The 16,019-nt window shown below is 61.8% G+C and carries 17 protein-coding genes; 6 read left to right on the forward strand and 11 right to left on the reverse strand.

Going from position 1 to position 16,019, the window contains the following annotated elements; translation table 11 throughout:
• Positions 1 to 2: 2 nt before the first annotated feature.
• On the forward strand, positions 3 to 467 hold the full coding sequence (locus CU669_RS08945) for a hypothetical protein (protein WP_112143861.1): 465 nt from the start codon (positions 3 to 5) through the stop codon (positions 465 to 467).
• A 363-nt stretch (positions 468 to 830) separates the two neighbouring features.
• Positions 831 to 1,814 carry a polysaccharide deacetylase family protein gene (locus CU669_RS08950; protein WP_112143863.1) on the forward strand — a complete coding sequence of 328 codons (984 nt, stop codon included), beginning with the start codon at positions 831 to 833 and terminating at the stop codon, positions 1,812 to 1,814.
• Positions 1,815 to 1,817: 3 nt separating this feature from the next.
• Here the strand turns inward: CU669_RS08950 and CU669_RS08955 are convergent, their stop codons facing one another.
• From CU669_RS08955 to CU669_RS08965, 3 genes are read right to left on the reverse strand one after another with little or no spacing between them, the layout of a single operon-like run.
• Positions 1,818 to 2,978, reverse strand: coding sequence for a glycosyltransferase family 2 protein (locus CU669_RS08955; RefSeq protein WP_112143865.1), 1,161 nt, complete (start codon positions 2,976 to 2,978; stop codon positions 1,818 to 1,820).
• Between the two features lie 2 nt (positions 2,979 to 2,980).
• Positions 2,981 to 4,243: a methyltransferase domain-containing protein gene (locus CU669_RS08960; RefSeq protein ID WP_239988626.1), complete on the reverse strand. Its 1,263-nt coding sequence runs from the start codon at positions 4,241 to 4,243 to the stop codon at positions 2,981 to 2,983.
• 11 nt (positions 4,244 to 4,254) lie between these two features.
• Positions 4,255 to 4,980: a formyltransferase family protein gene (locus CU669_RS08965; RefSeq protein ID WP_146747708.1), complete on the reverse strand. Its 726-nt coding sequence runs from the start codon at positions 4,978 to 4,980 to the stop codon at positions 4,255 to 4,257.
• A gap of 135 nt (positions 4,981 to 5,115) precedes the next feature.
• On the opposite strand from CU669_RS08965, the gene CU669_RS08970 reads away from it, so the two are divergent.
• The 3 genes from CU669_RS08970 (at position 5,116) to CU669_RS08980 (ending at position 8,593) form a co-directional block, all read left to right on the forward strand.
• Entirely contained in the window at positions 5,116 to 7,041 is a 1,926-nt protein-coding gene (locus tag CU669_RS08970; RefSeq protein WP_161539625.1) for a motility associated factor glycosyltransferase family protein, read from the forward strand.
• A gap of 116 nt (positions 7,042 to 7,157) precedes the next feature.
• Positions 7,158 to 7,793 (forward strand): LbetaH domain-containing protein, encoded by a 636-nt coding sequence (locus CU669_RS08975; RefSeq protein WP_146747709.1) that lies wholly within the window; start codon positions 7,158 to 7,160, stop codon positions 7,791 to 7,793.
• On the forward strand, positions 7,793 to 8,593 hold the full coding sequence (locus CU669_RS08980; protein ID WP_112143875.1) for a sugar nucleotide-binding protein: 801 nt from the start codon (positions 7,793 to 7,795) through the stop codon (positions 8,591 to 8,593). The genes CU669_RS08975 and CU669_RS08980 overlap by 1 nt, the downstream gene beginning before the upstream one ends.
• Here CU669_RS08980 and CU669_RS08985 read toward each other — a convergent pair.
• The 4 genes from CU669_RS08985 to CU669_RS09005 all read right to left on the reverse strand — a co-directional run bounded on the left by CU669_RS08985 (position 8,581) and on the right by CU669_RS09005 (position 11,548).
• Entirely contained in the window at positions 8,581 to 9,783 is a 1,203-nt protein-coding gene (locus CU669_RS08985; protein WP_112143877.1) for a class I SAM-dependent methyltransferase, read from the reverse strand. The two genes, CU669_RS08980 and CU669_RS08985, sit on opposite strands and share 13 nt — an antisense overlap.
• A gap of 788 nt (positions 9,784 to 10,571) precedes the next feature.
• Positions 10,572 to 10,814, reverse strand: a complete 243-nt coding sequence (locus CU669_RS09000; protein WP_205119409.1) for a recombinase family protein — start codon at positions 10,812 to 10,814, stop codon at positions 10,572 to 10,574.
• Positions 10,815 to 10,876: 62 nt separating this feature from the next.
• On the reverse strand, positions 10,877 to 11,005 hold the full coding sequence (locus CU669_RS22025; RefSeq protein WP_275667811.1) for a hypothetical protein: 129 nt from the start codon (positions 11,003 to 11,005) through the stop codon (positions 10,877 to 10,879).
• Positions 11,006 to 11,062: 57 nt separating this feature from the next.
• Positions 11,063 to 11,548, reverse strand: coding sequence for a MarR family winged helix-turn-helix transcriptional regulator (locus CU669_RS09005; RefSeq protein WP_192884601.1), 486 nt, complete (start codon positions 11,546 to 11,548; stop codon positions 11,063 to 11,065).
• A 106-nt stretch (positions 11,549 to 11,654) separates the two neighbouring features.
• Between CU669_RS09005 and CU669_RS09010 the strand changes: the two genes are divergently transcribed.
• The gene (locus tag CU669_RS09010; RefSeq protein WP_112143886.1) at positions 11,655 to 12,722 is read left to right on the forward strand and encodes a ParA family protein; all 1,068 of its coding nucleotides are present in this window, start codon (positions 11,655 to 11,657) and stop codon (positions 12,720 to 12,722) included.
• Here CU669_RS09010 and CU669_RS09015 read toward each other — a convergent pair.
• The 4 genes from CU669_RS09015 to CU669_RS09030 are packed head-to-tail and all read right to left on the reverse strand — an operon-like array spanning position 12,716 to position 16,014.
• Complete coding sequence (locus CU669_RS09015) at positions 12,716 to 13,306, reverse strand: LysE family translocator (RefSeq protein ID WP_112143888.1); 591 nt, start codon at positions 13,304 to 13,306, stop codon at positions 12,716 to 12,718. The genes CU669_RS09010 and CU669_RS09015 overlap by 7 nt on opposite strands.
• A 1-nt stretch (position 13,307) precedes the next feature.
• Positions 13,308 to 14,402 carry a ParA family protein gene (locus CU669_RS09020; RefSeq protein ID WP_112143890.1) on the reverse strand — a complete coding sequence of 365 codons (1,095 nt, stop codon included), beginning with the start codon at positions 14,400 to 14,402 and terminating at the stop codon, positions 13,308 to 13,310.
• Positions 14,402 to 14,908, reverse strand: a complete 507-nt coding sequence (locus CU669_RS09025) for a hypothetical protein (protein WP_112143892.1) — start codon at positions 14,906 to 14,908, stop codon at positions 14,402 to 14,404. Before CU669_RS09025 ends, CU669_RS09020 begins: the two co-directional genes overlap by 1 nt.
• Positions 14,909 to 14,961: 53 nt before the next feature.
• Positions 14,962 to 16,014, reverse strand: coding sequence for a protein-glutamate methylesterase/protein-glutamine glutaminase (locus tag CU669_RS09030; protein WP_112143894.1), 1,053 nt, complete (start codon positions 16,012 to 16,014; stop codon positions 14,962 to 14,964).
• Between the last annotated feature and the right edge of the window lie 5 nt (positions 16,015 to 16,019).

The following is a 16,019-nucleotide window of genomic DNA, read 5'->3' on the forward strand; positions in this document are numbered from 1 at the left end:
GTATGGTTCACCTAGAGACACTCCTCCGTGCCGCGGTGGCGGAACATGACAATCAGGATCTGCTGGCGCGAACACGGGTGAAGTGGGATGTCACCGAGTCCCGCCAACGCCAGATGGGTGCTTTCCTGGAAAAGCAGGGTTTGGGCAAAGCCTTCGTCCAATGGGAAGCCGACGTCCACGCCGTCGAAAATCTGCGTCGGGGACACGGGGACTCGTGGGTGGCCTATGAGAAGTCACTGGCGGACTGCGCCGCTGATTTACGTCGCTATGGCACCAACAAGGCAGTCATGGTCGGACGGGGGCAGCGTCATCTCCTGCGGCTCTTCGACGTCGGAGCGCAGGCGCTGGGGCATCAATCCCGCCTCATTAACCCCCGCCGCTTTGTCACTGAGGGGGGCGCGCTTGGCTCCGCCTGGACAGTGGTGTCCCGCTGCTCGAGCTTCATCGCGCCGCAGTCTGCTGGGTGACGGAGGCCGCCGGTCCAGAGGGAGAGGTCGGAGGATACAATGGTCACGAGAAGGCGCTGACGACGATCTCCATTCGGCCACCTTCGGGACTATGGGCCTTGGCTCAGCTCAAGGGAGCCGATGGGATAAAATGCTTGCTTGTCTCCAGGAATCTATAATTTAACAGTAGCCTATCCCCGACAACCCCGCCCGCTAGATCGGGGTTGCCGGGGGATAGGAATCTGGGCGCGATGGGGCTTTTACAGTGCTTGCCCATATGCGCAGCGGCACCAATCCGCCAACCTCCCCGGCCGACGGAAGTATAAGTTTTTCGAAGTCGGCCGATGAGGGAGGTGCCGGGAACGTCGTAAAGAGAGATAGTCTTTGGCCGGGGCCGATCAGTCAGTCACCATCTTCATGTATCACGACGTCCGAGATCCGGCCCAAAGTCGCTGGCCGGATCGCTACCGTCAACGCTCGTTCGTCAGTCCGGCCAAATTCGACGCCGACCTCGAACTGATCGGAAAGCGCTACCACGTCATATCGCTGCGGAGGGCGTTGGCCGGGCTTTCCGACGAGGCCGATCTTCCAGCCAATGCGGCGGTCCTGACCTTCGATGACGGCCTGCGAGACCATGCGGACGCCGTACTGCCAATACTGACCGCGCGCAAGATGCGCGGATGTTTTTTCGTCGCGGCGCGATCAATCATGGACGGCCAAGTGATGCACGCCCACAAGATCCAGTTCATCTTGGCGGCGACGGCTGCCCTCGACCGTCTCATCGCCGATATTGCCGAGATGCTTGCGGGCCTTCGCGAGGAGAACGCTGAAATCCCGAGTTTCGACGATCTGTGGCGCAGCTATTCGCGCTCATTGGTGACCGACAATCATTGGTCGCCGGAACAGGTGTTCGTGACCCGCCTGCTCCGGGGCGGCCTCGACGCCTCCATACTCCATCGTATCGTCAATACTTTGTTCGCCGAGAAGGTGACCGCCGATGAAAAAGCCTTCGCCGCCGATCTCTACCTCTCTCCGGCCCAAGTCGGTGCGCTAGCAGCGTGTGGAATGGATCTTGGGGGGCATGGAACCGACTCGAAGAACCTGTGCCAGTTGTCCGAGGAAGAGCGTCTTGCCGAGATCAACGGGGCCCGCCAACTGCTCGAATGCCTGGTTCCGGCCTATGTCCGATCGGGCTCGCTCGCCTATGCCTACCCCCATGGCGGCCATGACGATCACGTCCGGCGCCTGATGCCTCAATGCGGCTTTGCGGCGGGTCTTTCAACGGAGAAGCGCGCGGCAGTCGCCAGCGACGACAGATTCAACCTTCCCCGGTTCGACGGCGCCCAAGATCGGCCTTGGGAAGGATGATGGTCAGGACGGGAGGAGACCGTTCTGGGCCGCCAGGGTCGAAATATAAGAATAGGTTCGCCGGTCCCGCCACATATATCGCTCCAGAACCGGGCACACCAGCAGCACCTTGACCTGTGCTGGGTCAACAGCGACCGAGACGGCCAAAGCCCGCATTTCCAGCACCAGGGAAGCCGCCAGCTCGAAATCGTCGGCGGTCAGCGCTTGGTTCTTGCGCAAGGCCGCAGAAACCTTCGCCAACAGTTCATTGCTGGCGAGATGGGTGGATAGCCCGACATAGGCCGTCAGCGTTTCGAGAAGCTGTCGACGGGGCGTAAGGCTTAGGGCCTGTTCGTAAAAAGGTGCGGCCATGCGGGGATTCCGCGTGCGCAGCGCCACCTTCGCCCCGAAATCACAGGCAATCGCGAACATGTCAGTGGGAAAGTCAGGGTGGCTGCCGTAGATGGAAGCGAGATCGCGCTCGCCCGTCACGATTTCATTGAGGTTCCGCATGATCGCCTTCCCCATATCCTGTCCGATCACATCCTTCTTGGTGGTGGAGGCAGCCTCGCCATGCTCGCGGAACCGGGCGGTCGGCTCGATGACATAAACTGGCTTCGCATGACGCAATATCCGTTCCCAGAAATCCGTGTCGCAGGCGTATTTCATATCCTCGTCGTAATAGCCGACGACATCGTGGTAGCTGCGACGGTACAGGAAAGTGGGAGCCCCGAAGCCATTCTCGCTGATGGCAAGGTTGCGCGGCGCCAGATGATTGCAGGAGACCAGACTTGTGATCGTATCGTTCTCATCCATCAGATAGAAGGCGGAATATGCAAATCCGGTCTCGGGAAAAGCCGCCAGCCCGCCAAGCAGGGCCGCGAGAAACCAGGGCTCATGGATATTATCGGACCCAATCCAGGTGATGAATTCCCCACGTGCCAATCGGATGCCGTTATTCACAGAACATGTGAAGCCAATATTTTCTTGGTGGATGATCCGAACCCGAGGGTCGGTGATGGTGGCCAGATAATCGGCAGTCCCGTCGGTGGAGCCGTCATTGAAAATTATCATTTCAAAGTCGGTGAAGCTCTGGGTCAGAATCGATCGAACGGCTTTGTCGATATACCGGCATTGGTTGTAGGTCGGCATCAAGACGGTGACCTTGGGCGCAGAGACTGTCACGGTTAGACCTCACGAACGGCAGGAATCGGAATAATGAAACGGCCGCCGGCCTGGCGATAGCTCGCGTGCTTTTCGATGATGGCGTCGGCGAAGTTCCACGCCAGGATCAAGATGTAATCCGGCTTGGCATCAGCCAGGACCGACGGCGGGACCAAGGGGATGTGCTTGCCGGGAGTGTACATTCCCTGTTTCAGCGGATTGTCTTCGACAATGAAGTCGATCAGGTCGGGGCCGATCCGGAAGTGGTAGAGAAACGTGGTTGCCTTGGCCGGCGCGCCATAGCCCGCAATACGCTTCCCATCGGCCTTGAGTCCGTTCAGCAGGCGGCGTAATTCGGCCCCCAGCGCATCGATATTGCGGGCGAAGCTGCGGAAGGTTTCCGCCCGGTCGAGACACATTGCCTCCTCGTCGGCAATGCTGGCCGCCACGGACGGTTGGACGGCATGCGGTCCTCCCGCCAGTTGGGCGACACACCGGATGCTGCCGCCATGGGTGGGCACCGGAAGGACATCGATGAATTCAAGTCCGTGAGCCGCGAAGAACCTCACCAGCGGCTTGACCGAATGGTAGTCCAGCCCTTCGTGATAGATGGTATCGAACAGGATGTTTCGAACGACGTCTCCGAGATACGAGACCTCGAACACGAACACGCCCGATGGGGTGAGCAGATTTCGAATGCCGTCAACCACGCCGGCGAGGTCGTCGATATGGGCGAAGACATTGTTGGCGCAGATCACCTCGGCCTTGCCGCGCGTCGCGAGGATATCCTCGCCAAGCTCTTTTCCGAACAGGCCGCAAATGGTCTCAATTCCCCTGGCGGTGGCGTCCTCGGAGATGCTCCGTGCCGGATCGACGCCGAGGACGCGCATCCCCGATTTTTGGAAGAAATCGAGCAGCGTTCCGTCATTGGAACCGAATTCCAGAACCAACCCGCCGGGATTCGGCTTGTAGCTGTCCATGACAAAGGCGGCATAGTCCTCGAAGTGCTTCACGAATACCGGCGAAGTCCCAGAAACATAGACATAATGTTCGAACAACACCCAAGGATCCAGCAAGTCAAGTCTCTGTAGATGAGCGCAGTCCTCGCAGAAATACAGGTCAAGGGGGAACAGCTCCTGATCAACGCCAAGCTCCGCCTCGTAAACAAAAGCGTTTGCAGGCGGTGTCGGCGCCAGTTGCATAACCAGAGTGAGGCGCGCCGAGTTGCACAGTCGGCATGTGTTGCGGCGATGGACCTTTGTGCGGGGGGGGGACGTCGTGCTCAACAGGAAGGCTCCTATGGACGGATCCGCAGACCAAGCTGCCGGCCAAGCTCCTCGGCAGTCGCAACCGGCGTCTGATAGCCTTGCGGCAGAAGGGTGAGAATCTTCTCTCCCTGGGCTTTGTTGTGGTTATTGCCGGCGGCAAGATCCTGCGGCGTGGCGTCGCAGCCAGATCGGATGGAGGCCCAATGACGGTCGAATAGCCGTTCGATCTGGACCCTTAGCTTTTTGTAGGTCGTATCAAGGGTTTCGTCGTTTCCAAACTGGACTTCCTCCTGGACGATGATGTCGCCGGTGTCGATCCCTTGGTCGATGAAATGGATGGTCACCCCTTTGGGTGTTCCCTCGATCCACGACCAGACGTTTGGATGCACGCCTCGATTCCACGGAAGATAGGCGATGTGCATGTTGACGATCCGCCGCGGAAATCGCTCGATAATGTCTATTTTTATAATCGTGCGATAGCCGTAAGAGATGATGAAGTCCGCCTGGGTCGCGGCAATGAATTCAGGAGTAATCGGGGCATTGTAGCAAATCGCTTCATCACCAAGACGGGCCACTGTTTCCATCAAGCTTTCCGGATATGGGGACAGGATTAGAACCTTCATCATCATTTCCTCATCCAGCCCGTATTTTGCCCGCGCCCGAGCCAGAAATAAACAGGGTAATAATGACGGCAGCCAGCCAGCAGGAAAAGAACTTTCTTGTTCTAAACCGGGGTTTTCCGAAGTGAACAGCACGGCATTTTGTCGCCGCAAGCTCTCACACGGGGGGTTTGTATGACTTTACGCCAATCGGCACGCGGGGTAGTCTGGGTGCCGTCCTCACCACCATCGGATTGGGCGGGCACCTCGTCTCAATGGCTGACAGGCACCATGAAGCCCTATCAGAATCTCGATCGTTTCAGGCTAAACCTCAGGGCGTTGTCGAAGCGCGATCCGGCTTTGGCGCGGTGTCTCGAAACGGCGAAACCGTCCACTCGATTGGTGATCGGAGACAACGGAGAACTCAACGTCGATCTGGGCGGCGGCTCCTTGGTCTATCCCGACGGGGCACGATCGACCGGATTGCGACAGGTGAGTACTTATCTGGAGGAACCGCTCCGGCTTTTCGTCGATCCTGGCGAAGTCTCGGAGGACTGCGTCGAACTGAACCGCCTGATACGGACGATGGCGGAGGGCATGGCCGACGGTCCCAAGGCCGAGAAGCCGGGGCCGTTCGGCGGCTATGTGGTCGTATTCGGCGCCGGGCTCGGTTATCACCTTCAGGCGCTGGCGGACAAGCTGCGGTTCAAGACGATGATCGTCGTGGAGCCTCATGACGATTTTCTGGTCCATACCCTTCACTCTATCGACTGGCAGGTGTTGTTCCAGTCCCTGGGGCGTGAAGGACGCGATATTCGCTTCGTTCGGGGGGGCGACGCCTTCTCGAAGGTGATCGAGATCATGCGGGGGCCCAATTACCCGCTGATCAATGGATCCTACTTCTACTTCCATTACCAGAGCCCGGAACTTTCGGCACTGGGCCAACGCCTGCTCGTGAACTGCAAAGACCTCGCCATGGTCGCCGGCTGGGTCGAGGACCAGGTGCGGATGCTGCGCAACAACACCGCCAATTTCTCGCGCAAGAGCTTCCACGTTCAGCGATCCTCGGTATCGACTCCGCGTGCCTGTCCCGCGATCGTTGTTGGCGCCGGGCCATCCATCGACCAGGGAATCGAACATATCCGGCGCCTGCGGGACCAAGCGATCGTCATTTCCACCAGCAGCGGTCTGCGCATCCTGCTAGAGAACGGCATCCGGCCCGACATCCATTGCGAACTGGAAAACATCGTTGAAATGGGAGGCCTAGCCGAACAGATCAACGACCAGCACGGTCTTTCCGACATCGTCCTCTATGCCTCCCCCACGGTGGATCCCAGGGTGCCGCCGCTTTACAAGCAGGCGGCCTATTTCTTCCGCAAGGACGTCAGTTCAAGCCGACTCTACGCGAAGGGGGCCGCGACCACCTCCCTGGCGGAGCCGACCTCAGGCAACACGGCGATCTACGCGGCGCTCTCCCTTGGATTTCGGGAGATATACTTGTTTGGAATGGATTTCGGCGCCAAGGATCCGTCGAGGCATCACTCGAAGGACTCCATCTATTTCCGTGAAGACGGTCAGCAGTTCCTGACCAGTTGGCGCCCCTACGCGCTCGACACCCTGGTTCCCGGCAATTTCGGAGGTCAGGTCTATAGCGGCTGGCTGATGGACTGGGGACGGAATGCCGCGGCCAACGCCATCCGAACCTTCCCCGGCGTCCGGGTGATCAATTGCAGCGATGGATCGCTCATTCCCTGCACGACCCCGCTGAGGCCCGACGCCATCGACCTCCCCGCGCCCGCCTTATCACGCGATGAAGAGATCCAGTCCGCCCTCGGCGGCCTTGCTTACGCTCCGGACGGATTAGCCGACCCCGATGGTCTTGCCGAGTTGAGGCGGATTTTTCATCAAACCCTCGACCGCTGTCGAAAGGCGATGGCCGACCTGGCCTCGTCCCAGCAATCGTCTCAGGACGCGGCCGTCACTCTTTGCGATCGTGTCGTCGCCGAACTCATTTCGCTGGAAGCATCCTCGGGCACCGCCTTCGGCACCCTGATCGGACATTTACAGACGGCGCTCTGCGAAACCTTCAACTATGCATCCGTTATGGCGCCCCATGCGGAGAAGCCGGGGCTTTCGGCCCTATCCGATGCCCTGGTCGAAGGCATCGACCGCTTGTATCCTTTGATCGACGATCTGTTCGGACCGCATCCTCCATGAGCGACCATAGCGATCTTGCCCGACTGATTTCCTCGGATGCGCCGGGGACATGGCCCCCGGACGTCATATGGGCGGTGTTCCGCCATATCATGGACAGGCATGCCCCACTGACGGGCATGGACAAGGCCCTTGCCCCGTTCGAGCCGGTGTTTATGGAGGTTCTGAGCAAGATCGCGGACGAACACACCTTGTTCAAGGCCCGCTACTTCAGGGACGAGTCCGGCACCCCGCTGGTCAATCCGCTCAATATCGAACATTTGACGCGCCTGCTGCACCCATTCACCCGCCGCCTTTTCCTGGAAAAAGCACCGGAAGCGCTTCTGGACTGCCTGTTTGCGGTGAGCAAGTCGTACTGCGGCTTGAATTTGTTCTACCGCACCGAGGAGATCGACCTGTTCGTTCCGCAGCACGCGCTAGGCAGCGTCATCGGCTATTGCGAGTTCGGCCCTTTCATCGTGATGCACCAGAACTGCAACATCGGCCACAACCACGGACGCTATCCCTCCATCGAGGGGGGGCTCTGGATGGGGCCGAGTTCATCGATTCTCGGTGGCTGCAAGGTCGGGCGGAACGTAAGGATGGCCACCGGCGCCATGGTCATCGATCGCGATATCCCGGATGACGTCATCGTCTTCGGAATCGGCCGCGACGTCCGCTTCAAAGCCAATACCCAGGACAATCGCCTGATGATTCTGGACGAGTCCAGATTGACGGACGTCCGCCGGTTTCCGGCCGAACGCCATCCGCCTTAATGGCCAGAGTGGCGATATTCGGCTCAAGCGGCATGGCCGGAACCGCCATCGCGCGGGCCTTGGCCGAACGCGGCCACCTGCCTGTGGCGGTCGGCCGCGACAGAGTCCCAGGACCGAACGGGGCGATTGATCTGGCCGGGCTTGGCCGATTGGATGGCGTGGTCAATGCCGTGGTGGTCAAGGATGCGAGCGCCCCGGACGCGCATTGGATCAATGCGGGCTTTCCCCATGCGCTTGCACAGGCCTGTTCCGACGCTTCGGTGCCCCTTGTCCACCTGTCCAGCGACGCTGTTTTATCGGCAGCGCCCGGCATTCGGGACGAAGATTGTGTCCCGATGCCTCTCGACGATTATGGAAGACAGAAGGCGGAGAGCGAACCGCCGTCAGCCTTCGTCCTGCGCTTTTCGATGGTGGGGCCCGAAGCGCGGGGGTTCACCGGGCTGCTATGCTGGCTTCTGTCATGTCAGGGCGTGGTCGAGGGGTTCGACGATCATCTTTGGAACGGCGTGTCCAGCCTTGAACTCGGAAGACAGGTGGTTGCACTGGTTGAGAACGGAATCCGGCCCGGTCTCTTGCACCTGTGCGGCGAAACGGTAACGAAGGCGGGCCTCCTTGCCCTGATTGCCGAGGCGTTCCAGGCGCCATTGACGGTACGACCGCGGCCAAGCGGGGTGCCTCGGGACCAACGCCTTGCCACGCGCCACCCGATCCAGCTTCCCCCACTGGCGAAGCAAATCGCCGAACTGGCGGCGTTCGCCGATTCGTCGGGCCGCTGGAAGGACAGCCTTCAGCCCCGCTGAAAGACAAGACTGGGCAAGGGAAGCACCCACTGGCCGCTGAACTGGCGTTCCTTGGCACGGATGGACGAAAAATAGTTCCAGGCGGTCACCAGCATCATGTCGGGTTGCTCTCGGTGAAACTCCTCGGGCGAGACGATGGGCTGGTGCAGCCCGGGCATCAGCTTACCCACCCGCAACGGCGAGGAATCAACTACCTTGCGCACGAAGTCCAGGTTGGCCGCGTTGAGCCACATGGTGGCGCGTCCCGATGCGCCATAGGCCCATACCGTATTGCTCTCGGCCCGCTGGCGCAGCACCTCGCCCACGTCCCTGATCCTCCTTTGGACCAGATCGCCGAATTCCCTCCAGGTGGCAGAGCGATTGAGTCGCGTCGACGCCTCCATCTCCGCCATCCGCGTCACCCTCGGACCCGGCCGCACCGATGGGCCGCTCGGCGTCGCAAACACCCGGAGCGAACCCGCATGCATGGGAACACGGTCGACATCGACCACCGTGAACCCTTCCTGGCCCAGCACCGCCGAAATCGACCCCAGGCTGTAGACCACCAGATGTTCGTGGTACAGCGTGTCCCACTGCAGTTGTTCAAGCAGGTCGCCCGCATACATGCATTCTATGGCGAGAAGGCCGCCTTCGCGTAGCAGGCGGCGCGCCGCGCGAAGGATCGGCCGTTGGTCCGGATTATGGGCGAAGCAATTGCTGCCGGTGACCAGATCGACCGGACCAAGCTTCATCAGCAGGCGCTCGGCCATGGCCTCGTCGAAATATCCGTGTTCAACCTCGACGCCGCGCTTGCGGGCCAGTTCCAGGACATTGCCGGCCGGGTCGACGCCGAAGGCCCGCACCCCAAGGAAACCCAATGCGGCCAGCAAGGTGCCGTCGTTACAGCCGAACTCGACCACGTTGGCGGCTTTGAGTTCCCTGGCGATGAACCCGGCATAATCGGTGAAATGCTCTACCAGCGAGGGAATGCTGCCGGTCATGAAATTGTAGCGGCGGAACAGGATTTCGGGAGGGATCATCGGCGCGACCTGGATCAAGCCGCAGGAGTCGCACGCCCTGACCGTCAGCGGGTGGAACGTCTCCGATGACATATCCGCGGGGCCATCCAGAAATGCACCGGCCAAGGGCATGCGATCAAAATGAAGGAATGCAGGGACTTGGTCGGACTGACACGTTCGGCAGATCGCCATTCTCGATGACACTCCAGGATGGCTCGCTTCTGAACCCTCGAGCCGAAGCTAGCCCAGCCGTAACCTGCAAACAATGAGATAGTGGAGCTTCTGGGGATGGAGCGGACGTGACTTGATCCCCAAAGGCATTGTCTCGGGTCATGACCTACAAAAACTCGTTCCCCGACAAACATCTCATGATTCGAGGCTCCCGAAGGGAGCCGTTGGGAACCGACAACATGGAGTGGACGCCGGTGCTGCCGTAGTCGCTATCGGGGTGCTGAGGGAGGAGTTGCCCGCAGTAACGATGTTCGCTGTAAATAGTGGCGCACCCACGCAACAGCTTACGGAAAAGCTTTTTCCCATGATTCTGCTCGATCATTCCAACGAAAGCCTTGGCATCGAGAATAAGGGCAATACCCTCGTCACCATGGGGAACGACATCTGCAAAGGCTTCGTTAGACCATCGAGCGTCAAATGTGACGCACGATGGTCTAGCTTATCTTTATGTCCCTCGTCGGGCGCCGCCTACAGCGGCTTGGCCGCGGCCGCAATGGCCGCAGATCGCGCCGTGCGTCATATTTGACGCACGGCGCTTTAATATCGATCCGCTCAATAAAGCGCTTCAGGTCATGGGCGAAGCTGGCTCTGGCCCGGTAGCGCTCCGAGCGGTCTTCGACGTCATCCAGGCGCTGCATGTGCTCCAGCGCGGCTATCATCAGTTCATGCTCGCCAGTCGCGACCGCTGTTGCGCCAGCCCATGGCCCGGCCGAACGGAATAATATTTTCATCGTTCAGCCGACGGGCGCTCATCCGGCAGCCGATCCCGGCGGAATGTCCTCTTCCCGGATCAGATCGAGAAATGCGGCCAACGTCCCCTCGGTGCGGTTCTTGCCCCGGAAGGCGGATACGCCGATGTCCTGCATGGTTTCGTTGAGGGTCAGGCCATGTTTGATGGCATACTCCCTTGACGCCTCGAGTTGCCGCCGGAGCGAGTCGCCCTTAATCTGCTCTGGGCGCGACATACGCATATACGAGAATGCGAGAGCCACGGTGCCGGACCTGGCGAAGCGGAACCCGGGTTCAGACCGAGGAAGGGGCATGGTCCAGCGTCCTATTCAAGTTTAATAGGACAACGGGCTATGAAGACGAAACCGTCGTGACGGATGATCGGCAGCAGGTCGCGATCCTGCGTTCCCGCCACCACCGGCATGCCGCCCAGAATGCCCGCGTCGCAGATCACGGACGATGCATGCCATCCTTCAGTTTCGCACATAGTATGAGCTGAGACGGTTTTGATTTAAAGGCTGCGGATGCGGCCGTACTGGACGAAATCGGTCCAGGTGCGCTCCAGGCGCTGCATGGTGTTCAAGGTGGTGATCAGTTCGGCCTGGGTGGCCTCGTCGACGCCGAGGGTGGCGGCCAGGTCGTTCTGCAGCTTGCGGATGGCATTGCAGAGGTTCAGGCCCTTGTCGGCCAGCTTGAGGCGAACCGAACGGCGGTCATGGGGAGAGCGTTCCTGGGTCAAGTAGCCGCACTCGGTCAGCGCCTTGATGTTGTAGGACACGTTGGACCCCTGATAGTAGCCGCGATCCTTCAGGTCGCGAATGACCACTTCGTTCTCGCCAATATTGTAGAGCAACAGCGCCTGGACGGCGTTGATGTCTTCAATTCCGAGACGCCGAAGCTCTGTCCGCAAGACATCGAGAAAATGTCTATGCAAACGTTCGATCAGACGGATTATGTCAAAGTATGGCTGGCTCACGGGACCGCAGTATATGGACATTCCCTTGCCTCCACAACAATGTTTACAGTGATATTCAGTATGGGTGGTTGCGGGTGTGAGGCATGGGCCGTTATTGTCCTGCCTGACCTGTGAAGGAGGGGGGAGAATGTCGGCAGGCACGGGCAAGCCCAGCGTCGTCGTGGTGTTCAACCAAAAGGGCGGGATCGGCAAGACCACCACCAGCGTGAACCTTGCCGTCTGCCTCGCCGCCTTGGGCAAGAACGTCATCCTGATCGACCTGGACGCCCAGAGCAACGCATCCACCAGCGTCGGCCTGTCGGCGCCCGCCGCCACCGGCGCCTATCAGCTTTTGCGCGGCGACGTGGACGTGGAACATGCCTGCCGTCCGACGCCCTATCCCAATCTGCGGCTGGTGGCGGGGTCCGACGATCTGTCCTGGGCCGATGTGGAAATCGCCGTCAAGCCGGACCCTCAATATGTGCTGGAACGCGCCCTGGCCACCACGCCCAGCGATGTGGACGTGGTGGTGATCGATTGCCCGCCCGCCTTCGGCATCCTGTCGGTCAACGCCTCGGTGGCGGCCGACGTGGTGATCCTGCCGGTGGTGCCGTCGCCCATGGCGCTGGACGGGTTGCATAAGGCGTGGTGGAACATCCAGCGGGTGCGCACCCATTTCAACCGCGACCTCGACACCATGGGCATCCTGTTCACCATGACCGAGGACAGCGAGCTGATGCACCGGCTGGAAGAGGCGATCGCCGCCTCGTTCGGCGCCCGCGTGCTGCCGGTGATGATTCCTCGCGACATGCAGGTGATCGAGGCCGCCGCCCGCGATCTGCCGCTGGTGGTTCTCGATCCCTCCACCCCGGCGGCCGTGGCCTATCGCCGTCTGGCCGAGGTGGCGCTGGCCCGGCTGATCGACAGGGGGGGCAAGCCGGTTTCCGGCGACGGCGTGGAAGAGCGCCTTCACGAGTGGCGCAAGCCGCGCCCCCACAGCACCGAGCCCGGCGCGCTTCCCTCGGTCCACGAATCACCGCCCATGGAGCCCGGTCCGGCGCCCGCCCAGTCCTGGGACGACGAACTGAGCGCCACGGTGGACGACATTCCGCTGGTGACAGGATTGGGGTGGAAGATCGGCGTGGCGGTGCTGCTGGTGGCCCTTGGGGCCGTCCTGGGCTATGCCTTCGGCCGCTGGATGTATTTCGTTCAGTAGACGCTGGTGACGGCGGAGCCGCCGACCAGCATGGCGAACACGACCAAGGCCAGCGCGGTCGCCCGGCAGATGCGGCGCGGCGTCGCCAGATGCCCCGCCGAGCGGGCGAGGCTGGCGCCCGCCGCGACCCATCCCGTGGCCACCATGATCACCATGCCGGAAAAGGCCGCCAGCCATGGCGCGATCTCGACCGGCGAGCCCGGCGGGATGATGGCCAGGGCGAAGATCAGCGCCTTGGGATTGATCAGGGTGGTCACGAAGACCCGGCGGGCCGACAGATTCGTCCGCGTCTGCTCCAATTCCAAGGCGGCGGCGCGCCACAGCCGGGTGGCGCAGCAGATCAGCCACAGACAGGCCGCCAGTTTCAGCGCCACCCCGATCATGGCATGGGCGGCGATCAGCGGTGCCGCGATACCGAGCAGCAGGCAGATGGTGATCAGATAGCCGCAGATTTCCGCCGGGATCAGCTTCAGCGACGGGCGGAGCCCATGGGTCGCGCCGGACGCCGCCAACAAAGTGTTGGTGGGGCCGGGCGTGGCCAGCAGCGTCAGAACCGCCACGGCGAAGGCAATCGGGTCGGACATGTCAGCCCATCAAATGTCTCAGCAAGCCGGTCGCCGCTTCCAGCGCCATTCCGGCGATCAGTGCCGTCAAGAGCAGAAGCATGCCGCGAAGGCGACCATTGCCCCGAGCATGGGGCGCGGGAGTTTCCGGTGTGTAGAAGCTGTCCACGTCGTCGTCGTCGTCGGCCTTGGCGCGATGGCCCTTGGCCCAACCTTCCGCCTGGGCGGGCATGCGCAGCAGCGAGGCATGGGTGGTGGCCCGCCATTCCCGCAGGCGGTTCAGCGCCTCCACCGCGCTGGCGGCCGGGCGCAGGCGGGTTTCCGCCCGCTGCTGGCGCGACAGGCGGATCAAAAGCTCCTCGGTGGCTTCCACATAGGCGCGGCCGGCAAGCCCGTCCGGGTCGAGAACAACCACCGGCAGGCCCATCTGGGCCGCCTCGGCCACCTTGGGGTCGGTGCTGATTTCCACGCCATAGACCTGCTCGCCGAATTCGGCGCGAATGACGCGGGTGACATCGTCGCCGGTGGGCTCCGACCCCGCCATGGTCAACAGCACGCCTGCCACCCCCAGATGCATGTTGATGGCTTCGCGGATGCGCTTGATTTCGTACCAGGTGTTGACGAGTCCCTCATGGGCGAAGGGGTCGGGGCGCACCGGCATCAGCACCGCCGAGGCCGAAGCCAGGGCGGTGGCGGTGGCGGCCGCCAGGGCGGGCGGGCAGTCCACCACCACCACGTCGACGCCGGTATGGGCAAGGCGGGTTTCCAGCAGGCCGCGACGGCGCCCGGCATGGGTCAGCAGGTGATCGTTGTCGCGTAAGGACGTGGTGGCGGGCAGCAGCCACAGACCTTCATAGACGGTGTCCAGGGCCACTTCCTCGACCTTGGCGCGGCCGGTGATGACCTCGAAGGCGCCCGACGGCGGCAGCGGCGAGACGCCGAAGCTGCCGGTGGCATTGCCTTGGGTGTCCAGATCCACCAGCAGCACCCGATAGCCGAAGGCGGTCAGGCAGACCGCCAGATTGCAGGCGGTCGTGGTCTTGGCGACGCCTCCCTTCTGATTGAAGACCGCCACCATGACCGGTGGGGGGGCATCAGGAAGGAGAGCTTTGGCCATCAGAACAATTCGTCGTCGATATCAGCGGAGGGTTCGGGATTGCGCGGCCCCGGATCACGCCCGTGCAGGGCGAGATTGAACCGCTTGCGCCAATCGGCCAGCGATACGCAGCCCTCCAGCCGGGCGATCCACTGGGCGGTGGTGTCGGCCACGTCGGGAAGCGGCGGCTGGCCGCCTGCCTGGACCAGATCGGCTTCGAGAACGCGCAGGGTTTCCAGCACCGAGGCCACCTGTTCCAGTCCCTGGCGAGAGCGGTCGGCGGCCTGGAGACGGTGCACGACGGAAAAGGTCTCCGCCTGGATCTGGGCCGGGTCCAGCACCACCGAGGCGTCGCCCATGCGGCTCAGCACCTGGGCGGCGCCACTGGTGGAATTCTCGAATTCCTCGCCGGTGGCGATGGCTTCGGAGGCCAGGAAGGCGAAGGCGTTCTGCTGCAATTCGGAAAAGGCCTGCCAGCGAGCCAGAAGCTCAAGCAGATCGGCCTTGGAAACAACACTGTCGGTCATCAAGTTTTCCCCGTGGTTCCCCAATGGCAGTGTCGCGTATTCGTGGGGCGGCATCAATGCCTAGCAGTGTCGCGACACAATTTAAGTATCTCGTCCGCAATATGAGTCAGCGGTAGTTCCTTCTCGACGCCGCCCAATTCCTTTGCTGCCTTGGGCATTCCATAGACCACGCAAGACGCTTCATCCTCGCCCAAGGTATTGGCCCCAGCCTGGCGCATGGCCAGCAGGCCTTCGGCCCCGTCTCGCCCCATGCCGGTCAGAATGACGCCCACGGCGTTGGAACCGCAGACCTCGGCCACGGAATGGAAGAGAACGTCCACGCTGGGCTTGTGGCCCGAGGTCAGGGGCCCGTCGAAGGTGTGGGTCATCAGGGCGGCGCCCGAACGCTTGACGGTCAGGTGGCGGTCGCCCGGCGCGATATAGACATGTCCGGCCAGGATGCGTTCATTGTCGATCGCTTCCTTGACCCGGACGGCGGCAAGGCCGTTCAGCCGCTCGGCGAAGCTGGCGGAAAAGCGCGGCGGAATATGCTGGGTGATGACCATGGGCGGCGAGTCGGGCGGCAGGGCCAAGATGACGTCGCGCAGCGCCTCGACACCGCCGGTGCTTGATCCGATGGCCACCAGGCGGTCGGTGGATTTGTAGATCTGGGTGACCGCCAGCTTGGGCGGCGGGCGAATGCCGTGATTGACCAGGGCCTTGACCCGCGACATGGCGGCGCCCTTGACCTTGTCGATCAGCTCCTTGGCATGGCCGGAAAACCCGCCCGAGGCGGCGTCGGCGGGCTTGCAGAACACGTCGACGGCGCCCAGTTCCATGGCCCGCAGGGTGACCTCGGCGCCATGCTCGGTCAGCGAGGACACCATCACCACCGGCATGGGGCGCAGGGTCATGACCTTTTCCAGGAAGGCGATACCGTCCATGCCCGGCATTTCCACGTCCAGCGTCATGACGTCGGGATTAAGCGCCTTGATCTTCTCGCGGGCGACCAGCGGATCAGGCGCGGTTCCCACCACCTCGATAGCGGGATCGGAGGACAGCAACGACGACAGGATCTGGCGCATGAGCGCCGAGTCGTCGACGATGAGGACGCGAATCTTGGCCATGGCGT

This window comes from Paramagnetospirillum kuznetsovii (assembly GCF_003284725.1).
Taxonomy (GTDB): Bacteria; Pseudomonadota; Alphaproteobacteria; order Rhodospirillales; family Magnetospirillaceae; genus Phaeospirillum; species Phaeospirillum kuznetsovii.